The sequence below is a fragment of the Amycolatopsis sp. NPDC059657 genome, from assembly GCF_042734395.1.
GTDB lineage: Bacteria > Actinomycetota > Actinomycetes > Mycobacteriales > Pseudonocardiaceae > Amycolatopsis.
Window position 1 is genome coordinate 42,832 of the sequence record NZ_JBHWEB010000001.1, and the last position, 16,087, is coordinate 58,918.

The following is a 16,087-nucleotide window of genomic DNA, read 5'->3' on the forward strand; positions in this document are numbered from 1 at the left end:
TACCGGCTCCCGGCGACTTACACTGATCACGTGAGTCCGGTCCGGCTTGCGGTGCGGGTCTCCGGCGTGGTGCAAGGGGTCGGCTACCGGCCGTTCGTGCACGCCCTGGCGACTCGGCTCGGCCTCGCCGGGCACGTCGGGAACGACGCGTCCGGCGTCTTCATCGAGGTCGAAGGCGCTCACGAGACCGTCGATGTCTTCGTGGCCGGTTTACGCGCGGAGGCGCCGCCGCTCGCGGTCGTGGAATCGGTGCGGTCGGTTTCGCTCGCTGCCGAAGGCTCGTCCGGGTTCCGGATCGTGGCGAGCCCGGCAGGCGGTTCGGCCAACACGCTCATCTCGGCTGACAGCACCACCTGCGCCGAGTGTCTCCGTGAGCTGTGGGACCCAGCCGACCGTCGCTACCGCTACCCGTTCATCAACTGCACCCACTGCGGCCCGCGCTTCACGATCGTTCGAGGTGTGCCGTACGACCGTCCGCTCACCACTATGGCGGGCTTCGCCCTGTGTACGGAGTGCGCGACGGAGTACGCCGACCCGGCAGACCGGCGTTTCCACGCCCAGCCGGTCTGCTGTCCCGTGTGCGGACCACGCCTGTTTCTCGACGGTGTCCCGGACCTGGACGGTGCCCCGGACCCGCTGGCGTCCACTGTGGAGTTGCTGGCCGCCGGACAGGTGGTCGCCGTCAAGGGGCTCGGTGGCTACCACCTGGCGGTCGACGCGGGTAGTGACGACGCCGCGGCCCTGTTGCGCTCTCGAAAGCACCGCGAAGACAAACCGTTCGCCATCATGGTCCCGGACCTGGCCGCGGCCCGTACGTTGTGCGCGGTGGACGACTTGGCGGCGTCGATGCTGACCAGCCGCCGTCGCCCGATCGTGCTACTCCCGCGCCTGGCCGATGCCGCGGTCGCGCCCGCCGTGTCGCCTGGCAACCGCCGTCTCGGCCTGATGCTGCCGTACACGCCACTGCATCATCTGCTGCTCGCCGATCTCGGCCGCCCGATGGTGCTGACAAGCGCCAACATCTCTGACGAGCCGATCGTCTACCGCGATGACGAGGTGGGGCGTTTGTCCGGGATAGCGGACGCGGTCCTCAGCCATGATCGAGCGATCCACATGCGCACCGACGACTCGGTGGTCCGCCCGTTCCGCGGCAGGGAGCAGGTGCAACGCCGTTCGCGTGGCTACGTACCGGAACCGCTCAGCGTGCCGTTCTCCGGACAGGTGCTGGCATGCGGCGCCGAGCTGAAGAACACCTTCTGCCTGGCCAAGGGCGGGCACGCCTTCCTGTCCCATCACATCGGGGACCTGGAGAACTACGAGACCTTGCGATCCTTTGTAGACGGAATTGATCACTTCGGACGCCTGTTCGACATCCACCCCGAGGTGGTCGCCCACGATCTGCATCCGGAGTACCTGTCGACCAAATACGCGCTCGACCTCCCGGACGTCGAACTGGTGAGCGTGCAGCACCATCACGCGCACATCGCGTCGTGCCTGGCCGACAACGGCTTCGACGGCCCCGTGCTCGGCGTCGCCTTCGACGGCACCGGCTACGGCCCGGACGGCACCATCTGGGGCGGCGAGTTCCTGCTCGCCGACTACTTCGGCTACTCGCGCCTGGGCCACCTTGAGCCAGTGCCGATGCCAGGTGGTGCGGCGGCGATCCGCTCGCCGTGGCGAATGGGCTTGGCGTACCTGGGTTCCGACGCGCCCGACGCGCTTGTTTCGCGGCATGTGACCTGGTCCGCGGTGTCCTCGATGGCCCGCGCGGGCGTCAATTCACCTCTGACTTCCAGCGCTGGCCGCTTGTTCGATGCAGTCGCCTCGGTCGCGGGCCTGCGCGACGTGATCAACTATGAGGGGCAGGCCGCAATCGAGCTGGAGCAGATCGCGGACATCGAGGAACCGGGTGCCTATCCGGTTCGTGTGGTGGAGGGCGAGCAGGTTCGGGTGTTCGGTGTCGACCTGGTCCGGGCGGCTGCTTCGGATTTGTCGGGTGCCGGTGTGGTATCGGCGCGATTCCATCGGGGCTTGGCGAACGCGGTGATCCAGGTGTGCTCACTGCTCCGGGACCGCACTTCGGTCGGCGTGGTGGCTTTGTCGGGCGGGGTCTTCCAGAACTGCCTTTTCTCGGATCTCGTCGTGACAGGATTGGAGTCCTCGGGTTTCACGGTGTTGACGCATTCGCGTGTGCCGACGAACGACGGCGGTGTTTCGCTGGGGCAAGCCGTGATCGCCGGGGTTACGCGGTGCGGGCGGCAAGGCCTTGACTAGTAGGCGGTAGTCGCTCTCGTGGTGGCGCCGCGTTGGTGGGCGACAGGAGTTCTGTTGCCCACCAACGTGATCGGTGCTAGGTGGAGGCATAGGCGTCGTGAGCGGTGTTGCGCCGGGGTGTGCGCAAGGGATCGAGGTAAGCCGGAGGTATGAAGATGGGCCTGCCGTCGTCGTCCATCTGTATCTCCCATGGCGAGTTGTGGATCAGCCGGTGATGATGGGCGCAGAGCAGGCACAAGTTGTGGAGCTTGGTTTCGCCGTTGTTGAGCCAGTGGACGAGATAGTGGGCGTCACAGTCGCGCGGTGTGCGTCGGCACCCCGGGAACGCGCATCCCTTGTCCCGCAAGGCTAACGCTCGCCGTTGACCGGGGCTGGCGTAGCGTTGCAACCTCGACAGGTCCAGTGGGACATCCTGGCCGGAGAGAATGCCGACGTAGGCATCGGCTTCGCAGCACGCCCGACGTGCGTCCCGCGCGGAGATCTGCTGTCCGCCTTCCAAGGTTACGAACCCTGACTCGGCGAGAAGTTCCGGGATGGTGGTGGTGAGGGTGAGCTGGAGTGGGATTCCGGCTTGGTCGGGCTGGTCGGGGTCGCCGGTCGCGCGGGCGAGGATCTCCGCCCAGGCGTCACCGAGTTTTTCCTCCCGACTGCGTGTATCGGTCTCGTCGTCGCAGACGAGCGGGGTGTGTTCGGTGGTGTAGAGCCCGGCTTGGGCGGCCGCGACGCCGGTGAGGGTCAGCTTCCATTCCACGCGCCCATCGGGCCGCGTTCTGCTGCGGGCCTCGTTGCCGAGTTCGCGGACGGGTGAGGAGTTCGGCTCTGGCCCGTCCGGGTTCGCCTGGGTGAGCATGGCGGCGGCCTTTTTGGCGAGATCGGGCGGGGCGACCTCGCGGGCGAGGTCGCCGAGGAGTTTCTCCCCGGATTCGCGATCCGCCGCGGAAACGGTGGCAGGCATCTTCTTCAGCGTGGTGACGATGATGTCGATGTGGTTGTCGCTGATCGCGCCTTCACTAGCGGCGGCACTGGCGGTCGGCGCAGCGGCGGGAGCGTTGGATCCATCGGGGCCGCGGGTGGGGTTGAGGGCTCGGGCGCGTCTGACGCGTTGATTCGCTTCTGATCGAGAGATGGTCAGCAAGTGCATCAAAAAACTGGCGGTGGTGTGGTACCCGAAGAGGGCTTTCACACCACGGGTCTCGATCTCGGCGATCAACGCACCGGCACGCGCCTCCGCGACGCGGGAGATACGGATCTCCTCGCGCAGGGCGTCGGCAAGCTCGGACGGGGCTAGGTGCCACGTCTCAGGAGCATCGGTGGTGGTCATGACTCCACTTTACCTGCGAATAGAACACGTGTTCGCGCACTATTGGGTGGACTGAATGCCACGGACAGCGATCGGCGAAACGCGTTTAAAGCGTTCTAGGCAGCGTTAAAGCGTCACCTGATTCGGGGATCGCGGTCGAGAATTCGGATGCGGAGCGTGGGGTCGGTCGTGAAGGCTGTACGGGTGGACGAGCCTGAGGATCACGCAGTTGCGACAAGGCGAGCAGGCGTCGGAGGAGAGTGGCTTCTTGTGATTCAAACCGTGCATACCGGCGACCTCGCACCCGAGATTCTTGGGCGCGCCAAAGCTTTGCTGTACGAGGTCTTCGACGACATGACCGAGGAGGACTGGGAACACGCGCTGGGTGGCATGCACGCGCTCGCTTGGGATGGTGACGATCTCGTCGGGCACGCCTCCGTGGTTCAACGTCGGATCCTGCATCAAGGCAAGGCGTTGCGGGCGGGGTATGTCGAGGCTGTCGCGGTGCGTGAGGACAAGCGGAGACAAGGCGTGGCCGGGGCGATGATGGCTGAACTGGAACGCATCATCAAGGGCGCGTACGACGTCGGTGTGCTGGGCGCGTCCGATGAGGGAGCGGCCTTTTACGTCCAGCGGGGCTGGCGATTGTGGCAAGGGAGGACGTTCGCGTTGACGCCCGGCGGGATCGAGGCGACGCCTGAGGAAGACGACTGTGTCTTTGTGCTGCAAGGGGATGTGGCGCTGGATCTCGCGGGCGAGATCACGGCGGACTGGCGGGATGGGGACGTTTGGTAGGGCGTATAACATCCTATGCAGCGGCGGAACGGAGCCACTTGTACCACTCCTCGACGCCTTCGCCGGTGGTCGCCGACAACCGCAGCACGGAGACGCCGGGGTTGACCTTGCGGGCGTCGCGGAGGAACGCTTCAACGTCGAAGTCGACGTAGGGCAGCAGGTCGATCTTGTTCAGGATGATCAGGTCGCTGCTGGCGAACATATGGGGGTATTTCAACGGCTTGTCCGGGCCCTCGGTGACCGACATGATCACCGCGCGGTGAGCCTCGCCGAGGTCGAAGAGTGCTGGACAGACCAGGTTCCCGACGTTTTCGATGAACAGGATCGAGCCGGCCACCGGGCTCAGGGTTTCGAGCGCGCGCGAGAGCATGTCCGAGTCGAGGTGACAGCCAGCGCCGGTGTTGATCTGGATGACCGGGGCGCCCGTCGCCTTGATGCGTTCGGCGTCGAGGAGGGTTTCCTGGTCGCCTTCGATGACCGAGATGGGCAGTGCCGACTCCCGGATCGTGCGGGTGAGCAACGTGGTCTTGCCTGCACCGGGTGAGCTCATGACGTTGATCGCCAGGATGTCGCGGGCGGTCAGCCAAGCTCGGTTGTGGTCGGCGCCCGCGTCGTTCTTGGCGAGCAGATCTTGCTCGAGTGTGACGGTGTGGCCGTGACCATGGCCATGACCGTGGACGTGCTCGATGCGGACGTCAGAGTCGGAACAGCCACAGGTCGCACACATCACGCCACCTCCACAGACTTGATGCGCAGCTCGCGCCCCGAAAGGACTTGCACGTTCGCGCTGCCACACGGGCAAAGCAGGATCAGGTCGTCCACCGAGAACTCCGCCCCGCAATCGCGGCAGGCGGCGACGCCGGGTGGTTCGGCGATGACCAGCGAGGCGCCTGCCAGTGTGGTCCCGGCGCAGATCACGTCGAAACAGAAGCGGACCGAGTCCGGGACCACGCCCGACAGTTTGCCGATTTCCAGGCGTACGCAGGTGATGACCGCGTCGTCGAGCTTCTCGACGATCGCGTCCACGACGCTCTGGGTGATCGACATTTCGTGCATCAGCAGATCCGGGGCAACGGGTCGCCGACAAGGAGGTCGACGATGCGGGTGCCGCCGAACGTGGTGTTCAGCAGCACCAGGCCCGGCGGGTCCTCGGCGACGCGGCCGATGATCGCGGCCTCGGCGCCCAGCGGATGGGCGCGGAGGACATCCAGCGCGGAAGCGGCCTGTTCACCGTCGACGACGACCACGATGCGGCCTTCGCAGGCGACGTAGAGGGGATCGATGCCGAGCAGCTCCGCCGCACCGCGGACTTCCGTTTTGACCGGGATGGTCTTCTCGTCGACGATCACCGCGACGTCGGCGGCTTTGGCGATCTCGTTGAGGATCGTGGCCACGCCGCCGCGGGTGGCGTCGCGCATGCCGCGGACACCGGGGACCGCAGCCAGCAACGAGGAAACCAGGGAGTGGACGGGGGCAGTGTCGGACACCAGGTCGGCGTCGATGTCCAGTTCGCCACGGGCGAGCATGATGGTGATGCCGTGCTCGCCGATCGGGCCGGACACCAGGATCGCGTCACCCGGCCTGGCCGTCGAAACGCCGAGGTCGCGGCGGATGAGGCTGCCGACGCCCGCCGTGTTGATGTAGCAGCCGTCCGCTTTCCCGCGTTGGACGACCTTGGTGTCGCCGGTGACGATCGAGACGCCGGCGGCCGACGCGGCTTCCTTCATCGAGGCCACGATCGTCAGAAGGTCCTTGATCGGGAAGCCTTCTTCGAGGATGAAACCGGCCGTCAGATACAACGGGCGCGCGCCGGACACGGCCAGGTCGTTGACCGTGCCGTTGACCGCCAGGTCGCCGATGTTGCCGCCAGGGAAGAAAATCGGCGACACCACATAGGAATCCGTGGTCAGCGCTAGCGCGGCGCCGTCGACGGTGAACGAGGCGGCGTCATCGAGTGGTTCCAGCAACGGGTTGCGGAAGGCCTCGAGGAACACGGCCTCGATCAACGTCTGGGTCGCCTTGCCGCCGGAGCCGTGCGAAAGCGTGATGCGCTCTTCGCGGACCTTCGCGCGGCGACGGCGTGCCTTGTCGATGCGGTCGAGTACCTGCTGCTCTCGATCGGTCGGAACGGTGGTCATGCCTGGCTCGCCTCCCGCACACGCTGGCGGCTGAAACGCCCGAAGTTGTAGTAGGCCGCGCAGGCACCTTCCGGCGACACCATGCAGGTCCCGATCGGTGTCTCCGGCGTGCACGCAGTGCCGAATACCTTGCATTCCCAAGGCTTAAGAACGCCTTTGAGCACTTCGCCGCATTGGCAAGCCTTGGGGTCCGCGACGCGCAGACCCGGTATCGCGTAGGTGCGTTCGGCGTCGAAGGCGGCGTACTTGTCACGCATGGCCATCGCCGAATGCGAGATGAAGCCGAGTCCGCGCCACTCGAAGTACGGCCGTAGCTCCATGACCTCGTTGATGGCGCGCAGCGCGACGAGATTGCCGTCCCACGGGACGACCCGTGAGTATTGGTTTTCCACCTCGGACCGACCCTCGGCCAGCTGTACCATCAGCAGGTAGATCGACTGCAAGATGTCCAAGGGCTCGAAACCGGCCACCACTACGGGTTTGCCGTAGTCGCGCGCGATGAATTCGTATGGGCGGCAACCGATCACCGTGGACACGTGGCCGGGGCCGATGAACCCGTCGAGCCGGAGATCCGGCGAGTCCAGGATGGCCTTGATCGCGGGAATGATCGTCACGTGGTTGGCGAACACCGAGAAGTTCGTGATGCCTTCGGCCGCCGCGCGCAGCACGGTCATCGCCGTGGACGGCGTGGTCGTTTCGAACCCGATCGCCATGAACACCACGCGCAGATCCGGGTTCTGGCGGGCGATCTTCAACGAGTCGAGCGGCGAGTACACCATTCGGATGTTGGTGCCTTCCGCGTTGGAGTCGAAGAAGTTCCCGCCGGAACCCGGCACGCGCATCATGTCGCCGAACGAGGTCATCAGCACATCCGGCTGGCGCGCGATGTGGATGGCGTCGTCGACACGGCCCATCGGGATCACGCATACCGGGCAGCCGGGGCCGTGCACGAGCGTGATGGTCTCCGGGAGGTAGTCTTCCAGCCCGTGCTTGTAGATGGTGTGCGTGTGGCCGCCGCAGACCTCCATGAACTTGTATCGCCGCCCCGGCTCGCACAACGACGTGATCTTCGCGGACAGCGCCCGTGCCTTGTCCGCATCGCGGAACTCATCGACGTATCGCATGACTTTCCTTACTCGATGCGGGATTCGGCCAGTGCGGCCAGCTCGTCTTCGTAGGCTTTGCCGATGCTTTCCAGGAACTCCAGTGCGGCCGAGGCCTCCGCCTCGTCGATCTTGGACAGTGCGAAGCCGACGTGGATGAGGATCCAGTCGCCGGGCGCTGGCGGGTCGTCTTCGAGCAGCCCGATGTTGATCGTCCGCTTGACGCCGCTCACCGAGACCTTGGCCAGATCGGGCCGCTCGGAACTGATCTCGATGATCTCACCAGGAATTCCCAGGCACATGGCTACATCCTGCTCATTTCCAGATACCGCTTGACGTCCGGTTCGATCAGTTTCGCGGCCCAAGCCGTCGCTCCGACCAGGCAGAGCAGGACCAGCAGGCGCTTGAACATGGCTTCAAACCTCCGTTTTCTGTTTCGAGAGATGCGGGCTCGTGCCCCAGGCCAGTTCGGTGACGACCCGGACGGCTTCCGGCACGGCGGCCTCGACCGCCGCGCTCAGACCGATCCCGCTTGCGGTGGTGGCGGGCTCGCAGCCGACCACCAGTACCCGCCCGGCGTCACCGCCGAGCATGGTGAGCAGCCGGAACACCGCGTCCGGCTGCATGCCGTGCGCGTCGGGCTGCATGCTCGACTGCGACAGCTCGTCGATGTCGGCCTCGAGCAGGTAGATCGTGCCCGGTGCCTCGCCGCGGGGTGACGCGTCGATCAGGATCGTGGTGTCGTAGCCGCCGAGCAGGTCGTAGGCGAGGTGCATGCCGCTGATCCCGTAGTCGGCGATTTGGACCCAGTCCGGCAGTTTGACGTGCTCCAGCTCCTTGATCACCTCGACGCCGAACCCGTCGTCGCCGAGGAAGATGTTGCCGATGCCCGCCACCAGGACCCGTGGCTTCATTGCCGCGCCTCCAAAATAGGTTCGATCTCGTCGGGGGAGAAATAGCGGAAACGGCCGTGCGTGTTCTGCAGGTCGGCGGCGGGGTCGTCGTCGACGGTGACCGCGATGTGCGTGTCTCCGTCCACGTCGGACAGCACGGCGCGCACGGTCGCGATCCGGCCGGTGAGGAACATGTCCTGCGCGTCCGACCGTTTCAAACCGGGGTTGAGCCTGACCTTGGCGCCCGCCGCGACGGCGATGCCTGCGACGACCACGGAGTCCGTTTCGGGGGAGACGGACTCGTCGGCACCGGGATCCCACCAGGGAACGTCGGCGGGTTCGCCAGTGACCGAGCGCAGATAGCGGACCGTGCCGTGTAGCCGGTCCAGCAGCTCCTGCGGCATCGAGTCGACGCGGTCGACGATCTCGCGCGCACGCGGGTCGGTGGCCCGCGCCTGTCGTTTCTCGTCGTCGGTCATCGCCATCGTGCGCAACGTCAGTATCTCGTCGATCTCGGTGCCGTCGAACAGCTCGCCTTGGCTCTCGGCGGCGATCGTCGGGTTGTCGTAGAGGATGATCGGCGACGCCAGCACGGCCTGGCTGCGCTGCTCGTCGCCGATCAGGATCGGCCAGACCCGGTCGTTGACACAGGCCGCGACCGCGGGTTTCGCCCATTCCGGTGGGTCCAGCATCGAGAGGAAATGCCCGGCGTCGACCGAACAGACCAGGTGTGCGGCCAGCAGTGCGTGGTGCAAGGCCTGTTCCCTGGTCGGCTCGGGGGACGTCCAGGTGCTGGTGTTCGCCAGGTCCACCGTCAACCGGGCGCCGCCGAACGGACCGTCGAGCGAGTCGAGCCTGGCGGTCAGCCTGCCCGAAAGCTCCTGGGTGCGCCGCACGAGACAGCCTTCGGTCGTCTCGGCCGCCGGTACGGTGAACGGCAGTTCGACGCGCTGGGCGAGCAGTTCGGCCGCGGGCACGACCATGTCGATCTCCTGCTCGACGGCCTCGTCCCACGCGGTGTATTCGACGCCGTCGACGGTCAGCGAGTCGACGAATGCCTGTCCGTCATGGACGAGCCGGGCCTGCGCCTGCAGGAAGCGGATCTTGAGGTGGAGCGTCGCGTGCGAGCCGGGTTCCAGCAGGCATTCGGTGTGCGAGTACGAATACTCGCCGATGTCGTCGGACGCGAACGACGGCGGCATCAGCACGCCCCACTGCCATCGCAGCCGGTTCTTGGCCGCCGAAGCCCGGTACGGATACAGCAGATAGCCCTCGTACAGCACCGCGTCGCCGATGGCCTTCGCCTGCTCCAGCACAGTACTCATGACTTCACCGCCGCCAGCAGTTTCGTCATCGCCTCATCCCAGGTCGGGATCGCGTGCGCCGCCTTGAACTTCAGCAGCGCGTCGAGGGTCTCTTTGTGCAGCTTGATCCAGGTGGCCTGAGGGAAATGCAGCGCGATCAGCTGATCCCATACCTCGATCGGCATCCGGCACTCGGCTTCGACGTGCCACGGCACCGGCTCGACCCAGAAGCCCTTGTCGCCCTTGCCGAAGATGGTCCCGCTGAAGAGCAGGACCATCGGCACCACACCGTTCTGCAGCGCGTGGAAGTACTTGCCCGCCGCGACTTCCAGGTCATAGCTGACCGGCACTTCGACGTCGACCTCGATGGACCCGGTGAAGCTCTTCACCATCACCGCGACACTGCTGAACTGGAACGGCCGTAACGTGTCGCCCCAGCGCGATGGGTCGCCGAACAGATGTGTCAGCAGCTCGGCTTCCTCGGGGCCATAGCGGCGGCGTTGTGGTTCGATGCGGATCTGCACGCGCAGCGCCATCGCGTGGATCGACTGCCCGCTGACCTCGGCGATGCGGAGCTTGAACGTCAGCGTCGGTGCGGCGCTGTACCGCATCGGCTGGACGTCCACGACGTCGAAACTCAGCTCAGCCACCGCTCACGACCTCGCTGCGCTCGCGCAGAGCGGCGAAGAAGCCGTCGATCGCGGTCCACGCCTCACTGCCGCCGTCGAAGCCACGCCAGTGCAGCTTGACCAACCCGACCAGCTCGTAGCAGATATCGATGGGCACTAAGAAGCATTCAAAGGTGTTGTCCAGCTTGTTAAGCAGCAGGGCCTCCACATCCGGCGACACGGTCGCGAACTCGGCGTTGGCCGCCAGGAGCTCTTCCCAAGCACCCATCGGCAGCAGTGACTCGGTCGCGCCCGCCGGGCTCGGGTAGAACGCGACCGTCTTGTCCAGCACCGAGTTCCGGAACAGGAACGCCATCCGGACCGGGATGCCGATGGACTCCCACACCCCGGCGGCCTGCGTGAAGTCGGGCGCGTGCAGGTACCGCTGTGGCACCGCCCGATGCCGTTTGCCGCCGGCGCCGGAGTGGGTGAACAGCAGGTAGCAGCCCCGGCACGTGCACATGATCACCCGAGACTCCAAGTCGATCACGTGCCCGTGCTCCTCGGAAATCGGCTCGGTGCACATCTCGCACCGCTCGCCCGGCTTGGCGCGCGGGGCGGGTTTGAGGAAGCGGCGTAACCCTTCGGTCATGCCGACTCCGCGGGGACCGGGCATTCGAGTGCCTGTAAGGGCAGCAGCGTCCGCCCGCCAGGACCGGTTTCCGCCACGACGCCGGAGACCTCGATATCGGTGATCTCCGGCGCCGCGGCGTGAATGGCCTTCTCGATCGCGTACTTCACGGTCACCGTCGACGAGGGGCATCCGTCGCAGGTTCCCCTGAGTTGCAGCCGCAGCACCCCGTCGTCGGTGATGCCGACCAGGTCGACGTCGCCGGCGTGCGAGCCGAGATACGGCCGCACCGTCTCGAGTGCCGCGGTGACCCGCTCCACGGTGGACTGTGGATGCAGGTCGTGCAGGATGAGCAGGCCTTTCACGTGGTCGTCGGCGATGAGCCGCTCGAGCAGCGGCGCACCGCCGATCTCCACGATCTTGGACAGACCGGCGCCGTAGAACTCCATCAGGGTGTGGACGAGGTCCTCGGCCTTGTCCACATCCTCCATCTCACCGAGCAGCTGTTCGATGCGCTCGCCGACCTGACCGGCATCCATGGTTCAGACGTCCGTGGTGAACGCGTGCGGGGTGTGCAGTTTCTCCAGCACCTTCCCGTTCCCGGTGTACATGTGCACACCGCAGGGCAGGCACGGGTCGAAGCTGCGGACCGCGCGCATGATGTCGATGCCCTTGAAGTTCTCCTGCGTGTTCTCCTCGAAGATCGGCGTGTTCTGCACGGCGTCCTCGTACGGGCCCGGCGTGCCGAAGGAGTCGCGGACGCTGCCGTTCCATGGTGTCGGCGGGTACGGGTGGTAGTTCGCGATCTTCCCGCCCCTGATGACCATGTGGTGTGACAGCACGCCGCGGACGGCTTCGGTGAACCCGCAACTGACGGCCTCGTCCGGTACCTTGAACTTCTCCCAGGTCTTCGTATTGCCCGCGCGGAGTTCGGCGAGCGCCTTCTCAGCGGAGTGCAGCGCGATACCCGCCGCGTACGCTTGGAAGTACGTGCGCGCCCGGTTGCGCTCGAGTGCGTTGCTCCACTTCGGGATCTTCCACTCGAAGGTGACCTCGGGCTTCAAGGCCGTGCGCGGCAGGTTGATCACCACGCTGTGCCCGGTGGACTTGACGTAGGCCGTGTCGACCAGGCCCGCCAGCGCGGTCACCCACAGGCGCGCGAGCGGGCCGCCGCCGGTGTCGAGCGCGAGGTGGTCCTTGCCGTCGAACCAGCGCGGCGACATCGTCCACGAGTACTTCTCGCCGAAGTCCCGTTTCTGCGGCCGCGGGATGGTGTGCTGGTTCCACGGGTGCCTGCCGTCGACCGGGTTGCCGAGTGGGTCGTGCGTGACGAACTTCTCCTGGCCTTCCCAGTCCTCGTAGTAGGAACTGCCGAGCAGGATCCGGATGCCCAGGTTGATGTCGACCAGGCTGGTGGTGACCAGCTTGCCGTCGACCACCACACCGGGGGTCACGAACATCTTGCGACCCCACATCTCCATGTTCTCGTAGGTGAAGTCGCAGTACTCAGGGTCGTTGAGACTGCCCCAGCAGCCGAGCAGGATCCGGCGCCTGCCGACCTCTTCGTAGCCCGGAAGTGCTTCGTAGAAGAAGTCGAACAGGTCGTCGTGCATCGGCAGGCAGCGCTTCATGAACTCCACGTACCGCATCAATCGGCTCATGTAGTCCGTGAACAGCTGGATGGTCGCGATGGTGCCGACGCCGCCTGGGTACAAAGTGGACGGATGGACGTGGCGGCCTTCCATCAGGCAGAACATCTCGCGGGTCGAGCGGCTGACCTGCAGTGCCTCGCGGTAGAACTCGCCTTCCAGCGGGTTGAGCGAGCGCATGATGTCGCCGATGGTGCGGTAGCCGTGGTCGGCCGCGTGCGGGGATTCGGTGCGGTTGGCCAGTTCCAGCACACCGGGGTTGGTCTCGGCGACCATCTTCTCGCAGTAGTCGACCCCGACCAGGTTCTCCTGGAAGATGTTGTGGTCGAACATGTATTCCGCGGACTCGCCGAGGTTGATGATCCACTCGCCTAGATGCGGCGGACGGACCCCGTAGGCCATGTTCTGGGTGTAGACCGAGCACGTCGCATGGTTGTCACCGCAGATACCGCAGATCCGGCTGGTGATGAAATGCGCGTCGCGCGGGTCCTTTCCCTTCATGAAAATGCTGTAGCCGCGGAAGACGGACGAGGTCGAGTGACACTCGACGACCTTCTTCTGTGCCCAGTCGATCTTCGTGTAGATACCCAGACTGCCGACGATGCGCGTGATCGGGTCCCACGACATCTCGACAAGGTCGTCCTTGGGCTTGGAAGCCATGTCAGTTCCCTTCAGCGCCAAGAAGAGCGGTAGCCGGTCTCGAGTGCTTTACCCTTGTGACGCCACTTGGGTTCCTTGTCCGCCTTGCGTTCGGTGATCTTGCGCAGGCGCCGGATAACCGAGCCGTACGCGCCGCTGGCCATCGACGAGATGTGCGCGCCTGGCGGCTCGTCCATGAACGGCATGAACTTGTCGGGGAAGCCGGGCATCGTGCAGCCGATGCAGATCCCGCCGACGTTCGGGCAACCTCCGACGCCGTTGATCCACCCACGCTTGGGCACGTTGCACTTCACGACTGGGCCCCAGCAGCCGAGTTTGACCAGGCACTTGGGCGAGTCGTAGGTTTCGGCGAACTGGCCCTGCTCGTAGTAGCCCGCACGGTCGCAGCCCTCGTGCACGGTGGCGCCGAAGAGCCACTGCGGACGGAGATTGTCGTCGAGCGGGATCATCGGGGCCTGGCCCGACGCCTGGTACAGCAGGTAGGTCAGCGTTTCGGAGAAGTTGTCGGGATGCGTCGGGCAGCCGGGGATGCACACGATCGGGATGCCCGCCGCCGACTTCCAGTCCCAGCCGAGATAGTCGGGCACGCCCATCGCGCCCGTCGGGTTGCCCTCCATGGCGTGGATGCCGCCGTAACAGGCGCACGTGCCCGCGGCGACCACCGCCAATGCCTTGGGCGTCAAGCGGTCGAGCCATTCACTGGTGGTCATCGGCTCGCCGGTGTCGAGGTTGTTGCCGAACCCGCACCAGTAGCCTTCCTTCTTGATGGCCTCGTTCGGGATCGAGCCCTCGATGACGAGCACGAACGGCTCGAGTTCTCCTCTGTCGGCTTTGTGGAACCATTCGATGAACGTGTCCGCGCCCTTGTCGGGCCCGCACTCGAAATCGATCAATGGCCAGTGCACCTGGATCTTGGGCAGACCGGGTAGCGCCCCGAGCACGATTTCCTCGATGCTCGGCTGGGTCGCGGCTGTCAAAGCCACCGAGTCGCCGTCACAGGACAAGCCCGCGTTGATCCAGAGGATATGAATCGGTTTCTCTTCTTCCTGGGCGTGCTTGGGTTCCGAAGCTGTAGTCACGGCTGATCACCCTTGGATGTCGGCGAGCGCGCTGACGGTGAGCTCCCACAGCGCGTGGTACAGAGTTGTCTGAGCTTCCTGAATGCGGTGCACCGAAGGAGAAGGCACCACGAACAGGTAGTCGATCGTGTCGAGTTCGGCCATCTTGCCGCCGTCGTAGCCGGAGATGCCAACGGTCACCATGCCGCGCCTGGCCGCCTCATCGAAGGCACGCAACAGGTTCGCGGAGTTCCCGCTGGTGGAAAGTCCGATAGCGATATCGCCCGCCCTGCCGAACGCGGCGAGCTGGCGTGCGAACACGACGTCGAAACCGATGTCGTTGGACAGCGCGGTCACCACTGCGATGTCGTTCGTCAGGCCGAACGCCGGCAGCGGCCGTGCGTCGCCGGCGGGGCTGAGGAACAGGCTCGCGAGGTCCTGCGCGTCCGTGGAGCTGCCACCGTTGCCGAAAGCGAGCAGGCGTCCGCCGCCTGCGAATGCGCGTGCGAGCTCCTGCGCGCAGTCGTAGAGGCGCTCACCATCGCTTTCGAGCACTGTGCGGCGCAAGGCGATGATCTCGTGTGCTTTGTCCACAGTAGACTGACGGACCTGTCGCAGCACGGCGTCGAGATCAACGGAAGCGGAATAGAGGAACGGGTAGAGCTCCTCGAGTCCGCTTGCGCCCACGGGAGTGTGTTCCCGTGTCATGGCGCTCAACTCCTAAGGGTCCAGTCGCGCGATCGCTTCGCGGGCGTGTACGAGAACGCGGTCGCCGACCCCGGCCGAAACCAGGGCGACACTGACCTCTTCCCGGCCGGCACCGGTCTCGACGATGGCGAGTTCGTGGTCGAGCAGTTCGACCACCGTCACCTCGACGGCGGTGTCCGAGCAGGTGATGCAGACGCCCTCGTGACACGAGGGCGCAGCCACTCTGACCGCGTCATCGGCGTTCATCACGCCACCTCCGGTGTCAGGACGCCCGGTTGTTCGAAGAACACGTGCACGAGCTCCCATAAGACGTGGTACGTGGTCACGTGAACCTCCTTCACCACTCGGGGATCCGTCGACCGGGCGATCAGGACGTGGTCCAGGTCCTTCATGCCGGCGATGAGGCCGCCATCGCCGCCGGTGAGGGCGACGGTGAGCATGCCGAGCGTGCCCGCGGCCCGAAGACCGGCCAGCACGTTTTCACAGTTTCCATCGGTGGAGATGCCCAGTGCGATGTCCGCTGGTTCGGCCAGGATGCGGATTTGGTGCGCGAACACGTCGGCGAGGCCGACGCGGTTGGCTATACCGGTCAGTGTCGCGATGTCGGCGGTGAGCGAGATCGCGGGCAGCGCCCGCTTCCCCACGATGACCGGGTGCACGAACTCCACAGCGACATGCTGGGCGTCCGTGCTGGGCCCGCCGTTACCGAAAACGACCAGTTTCCCGCCACGGTGGAAGCGCAGTGCCATTGCGTGGCAGGCGCGTGCCACCGGCTCGGCCTGTTCGGCCAAGTCGAGCACAGGCCCTTCTCGCCGGTCGAATAGCGCTTGAACAGCGCTCTGACCAGCAGAAGACCACGTCACGGCTGTCACTTCCTCAGTGGTGGGAGGCAGACATCTCAAGGTAGAACTGCTACCTGGATCACACAACCAGGGTCTTGGTGCTTTCAGCCCATTGCGCCGCGAC

Annotated in this window: 19 protein-coding genes; 2 read left to right on the forward strand and 17 right to left on the reverse strand. The window is 65.6% G+C overall.

The features are described 5' to 3' along the window. The first annotated feature begins 30 nt into the window (after positions 1-30). Positions 31-2,274, forward strand: a complete 2,244-nt coding sequence (gene hypF / locus ACFV15_RS00185; RefSeq protein WP_378347912.1) for a carbamoyltransferase HypF — start codon at positions 31-33, stop codon at positions 2,272-2,274. Between the two features lie 76 nt (positions 2,275-2,350). On the opposite strand, the gene ACFV15_RS00190 is transcribed toward hypF, so the two are convergent. Beyond that, positions 2,351-3,595, reverse strand: a complete 1,245-nt coding sequence (locus tag ACFV15_RS00190; protein ID WP_378347913.1) for a DUF222 domain-containing protein — start codon at positions 3,593-3,595, stop codon at positions 2,351-2,353. A 249-nt stretch (positions 3,596-3,844) separates the two neighbouring features. Here ACFV15_RS00190 and ACFV15_RS00195 point away from each other — a divergent pair, with 249 nt between their 5' ends. After that, entirely contained in the window at positions 3,845-4,369 is a 525-nt protein-coding gene (locus ACFV15_RS00195; protein WP_378347914.1) for a GNAT family N-acetyltransferase, read from the forward strand. A gap of 13 nt (positions 4,370-4,382) precedes the next feature. On the opposite strand, the gene hypB is transcribed toward ACFV15_RS00195, so the two are convergent. From hypB to ACFV15_RS00275, 16 genes are read right to left on the reverse strand one after another with little or no spacing between them, the layout of a single operon-like run. After that, positions 4,383-5,096, reverse strand: a complete 714-nt coding sequence (gene hypB, locus ACFV15_RS00200) for a hydrogenase nickel incorporation protein HypB (RefSeq protein WP_378347915.1) — start codon at positions 5,094-5,096, stop codon at positions 4,383-4,385. After that, positions 5,096-5,425, reverse strand: coding sequence for a hydrogenase maturation nickel metallochaperone HypA (gene hypA, locus ACFV15_RS00205; protein WP_378347916.1), 330 nt, complete (start codon positions 5,423-5,425; stop codon positions 5,096-5,098). The genes hypB and hypA overlap by 1 nt, the downstream gene beginning before the upstream one ends. Next, the gene (gene hypE, locus ACFV15_RS00210) at positions 5,425-6,507 is read right to left on the reverse strand and encodes a hydrogenase expression/formation protein HypE (protein WP_378347917.1); all 1,083 of its coding nucleotides are present in this window, start codon (positions 6,505-6,507) and stop codon (positions 5,425-5,427) included. Before hypE ends, hypA begins: the two co-directional genes overlap by 1 nt. Further along, positions 6,504-7,631: a hydrogenase formation protein HypD gene (gene hypD, locus ACFV15_RS00215; protein WP_378347918.1), complete on the reverse strand. Its 1,128-nt coding sequence runs from the start codon at positions 7,629-7,631 to the stop codon at positions 6,504-6,506. Before hypD ends, hypE begins: the two co-directional genes overlap by 4 nt. An 8-nt stretch (positions 7,632-7,639) precedes the next feature. Then, positions 7,640-7,912: a HypC/HybG/HupF family hydrogenase formation chaperone gene (locus tag ACFV15_RS00220; protein WP_378347919.1), complete on the reverse strand. Its 273-nt coding sequence runs from the start codon at positions 7,910-7,912 to the stop codon at positions 7,640-7,642. Between the two features lie 2 nt (positions 7,913-7,914). Beyond that, complete coding sequence (locus tag ACFV15_RS00225) at positions 7,915-8,022, reverse strand: DUF6893 family small protein (RefSeq protein ID WP_378347920.1); 108 nt, start codon at positions 8,020-8,022, stop codon at positions 7,915-7,917. A 4-nt stretch (positions 8,023-8,026) separates the two neighbouring features. Continuing rightward, on the reverse strand, positions 8,027-8,524 hold the full coding sequence (locus tag ACFV15_RS00230; protein ID WP_378347921.1) for a hydrogenase maturation protease: 498 nt from the start codon (positions 8,522-8,524) through the stop codon (positions 8,027-8,029). Continuing rightward, a complete protein-coding gene (locus tag ACFV15_RS00235; RefSeq protein ID WP_378347922.1) occupies positions 8,521-9,828 on the reverse strand; it encodes a hypothetical protein in 1,308 nt (435 codons plus the stop codon). The genes ACFV15_RS00230 and ACFV15_RS00235 overlap by 4 nt, the downstream gene beginning before the upstream one ends. Next, complete coding sequence (locus tag ACFV15_RS00240; RefSeq protein WP_378347923.1) at positions 9,825-10,457, reverse strand: DUF6084 family protein; 633 nt, start codon at positions 10,455-10,457, stop codon at positions 9,825-9,827. Before ACFV15_RS00240 ends, ACFV15_RS00235 begins: the two co-directional genes overlap by 4 nt. Continuing rightward, positions 10,450-11,067 carry a DUF5947 family protein gene (locus ACFV15_RS00245; protein ID WP_378347924.1) on the reverse strand — a complete coding sequence of 206 codons (618 nt, stop codon included), beginning with the start codon at positions 11,065-11,067 and terminating at the stop codon, positions 10,450-10,452. The genes ACFV15_RS00240 and ACFV15_RS00245 overlap by 8 nt, the downstream gene beginning before the upstream one ends. Next, on the reverse strand, positions 11,064-11,585 hold the full coding sequence (locus ACFV15_RS00250) for a NifU family protein (RefSeq protein WP_378347925.1): 522 nt from the start codon (positions 11,583-11,585) through the stop codon (positions 11,064-11,066). Before ACFV15_RS00250 ends, ACFV15_RS00245 begins: the two co-directional genes overlap by 4 nt. Before the next feature lie 3 nt (positions 11,586-11,588). Continuing rightward, positions 11,589-13,355, reverse strand: a complete 1,767-nt coding sequence (locus ACFV15_RS00255) for a nickel-dependent hydrogenase large subunit (RefSeq protein WP_378347926.1) — start codon at positions 13,353-13,355, stop codon at positions 11,589-11,591. A gap of 11 nt (positions 13,356-13,366) precedes the next feature. Further along, positions 13,367-14,434, reverse strand: coding sequence for a hydrogenase expression protein HypE (locus ACFV15_RS00260; RefSeq protein WP_378347927.1), 1,068 nt, complete (start codon positions 14,432-14,434; stop codon positions 13,367-13,369). A 6-nt stretch (positions 14,435-14,440) separates the two neighbouring features. After that, on the reverse strand, positions 14,441-15,121 hold the full coding sequence (locus ACFV15_RS00265) for an SIS domain-containing protein (protein WP_378347928.1): 681 nt from the start codon (positions 15,119-15,121) through the stop codon (positions 14,441-14,443). A 12-nt stretch (positions 15,122-15,133) separates the two neighbouring features. Next, the gene (locus tag ACFV15_RS00270; RefSeq protein ID WP_378347929.1) at positions 15,134-15,367 is read right to left on the reverse strand and encodes a HypC/HybG/HupF family hydrogenase formation chaperone; all 234 of its coding nucleotides are present in this window, start codon (positions 15,365-15,367) and stop codon (positions 15,134-15,136) included. Continuing rightward, on the reverse strand, positions 15,367-15,921 hold the full coding sequence (locus ACFV15_RS00275) for an SIS domain-containing protein (protein ID WP_378347930.1): 555 nt from the start codon (positions 15,919-15,921) through the stop codon (positions 15,367-15,369). Before ACFV15_RS00275 ends, ACFV15_RS00270 begins: the two co-directional genes overlap by 1 nt. Positions 15,922-16,087: the final 166 nt, after the last annotated feature.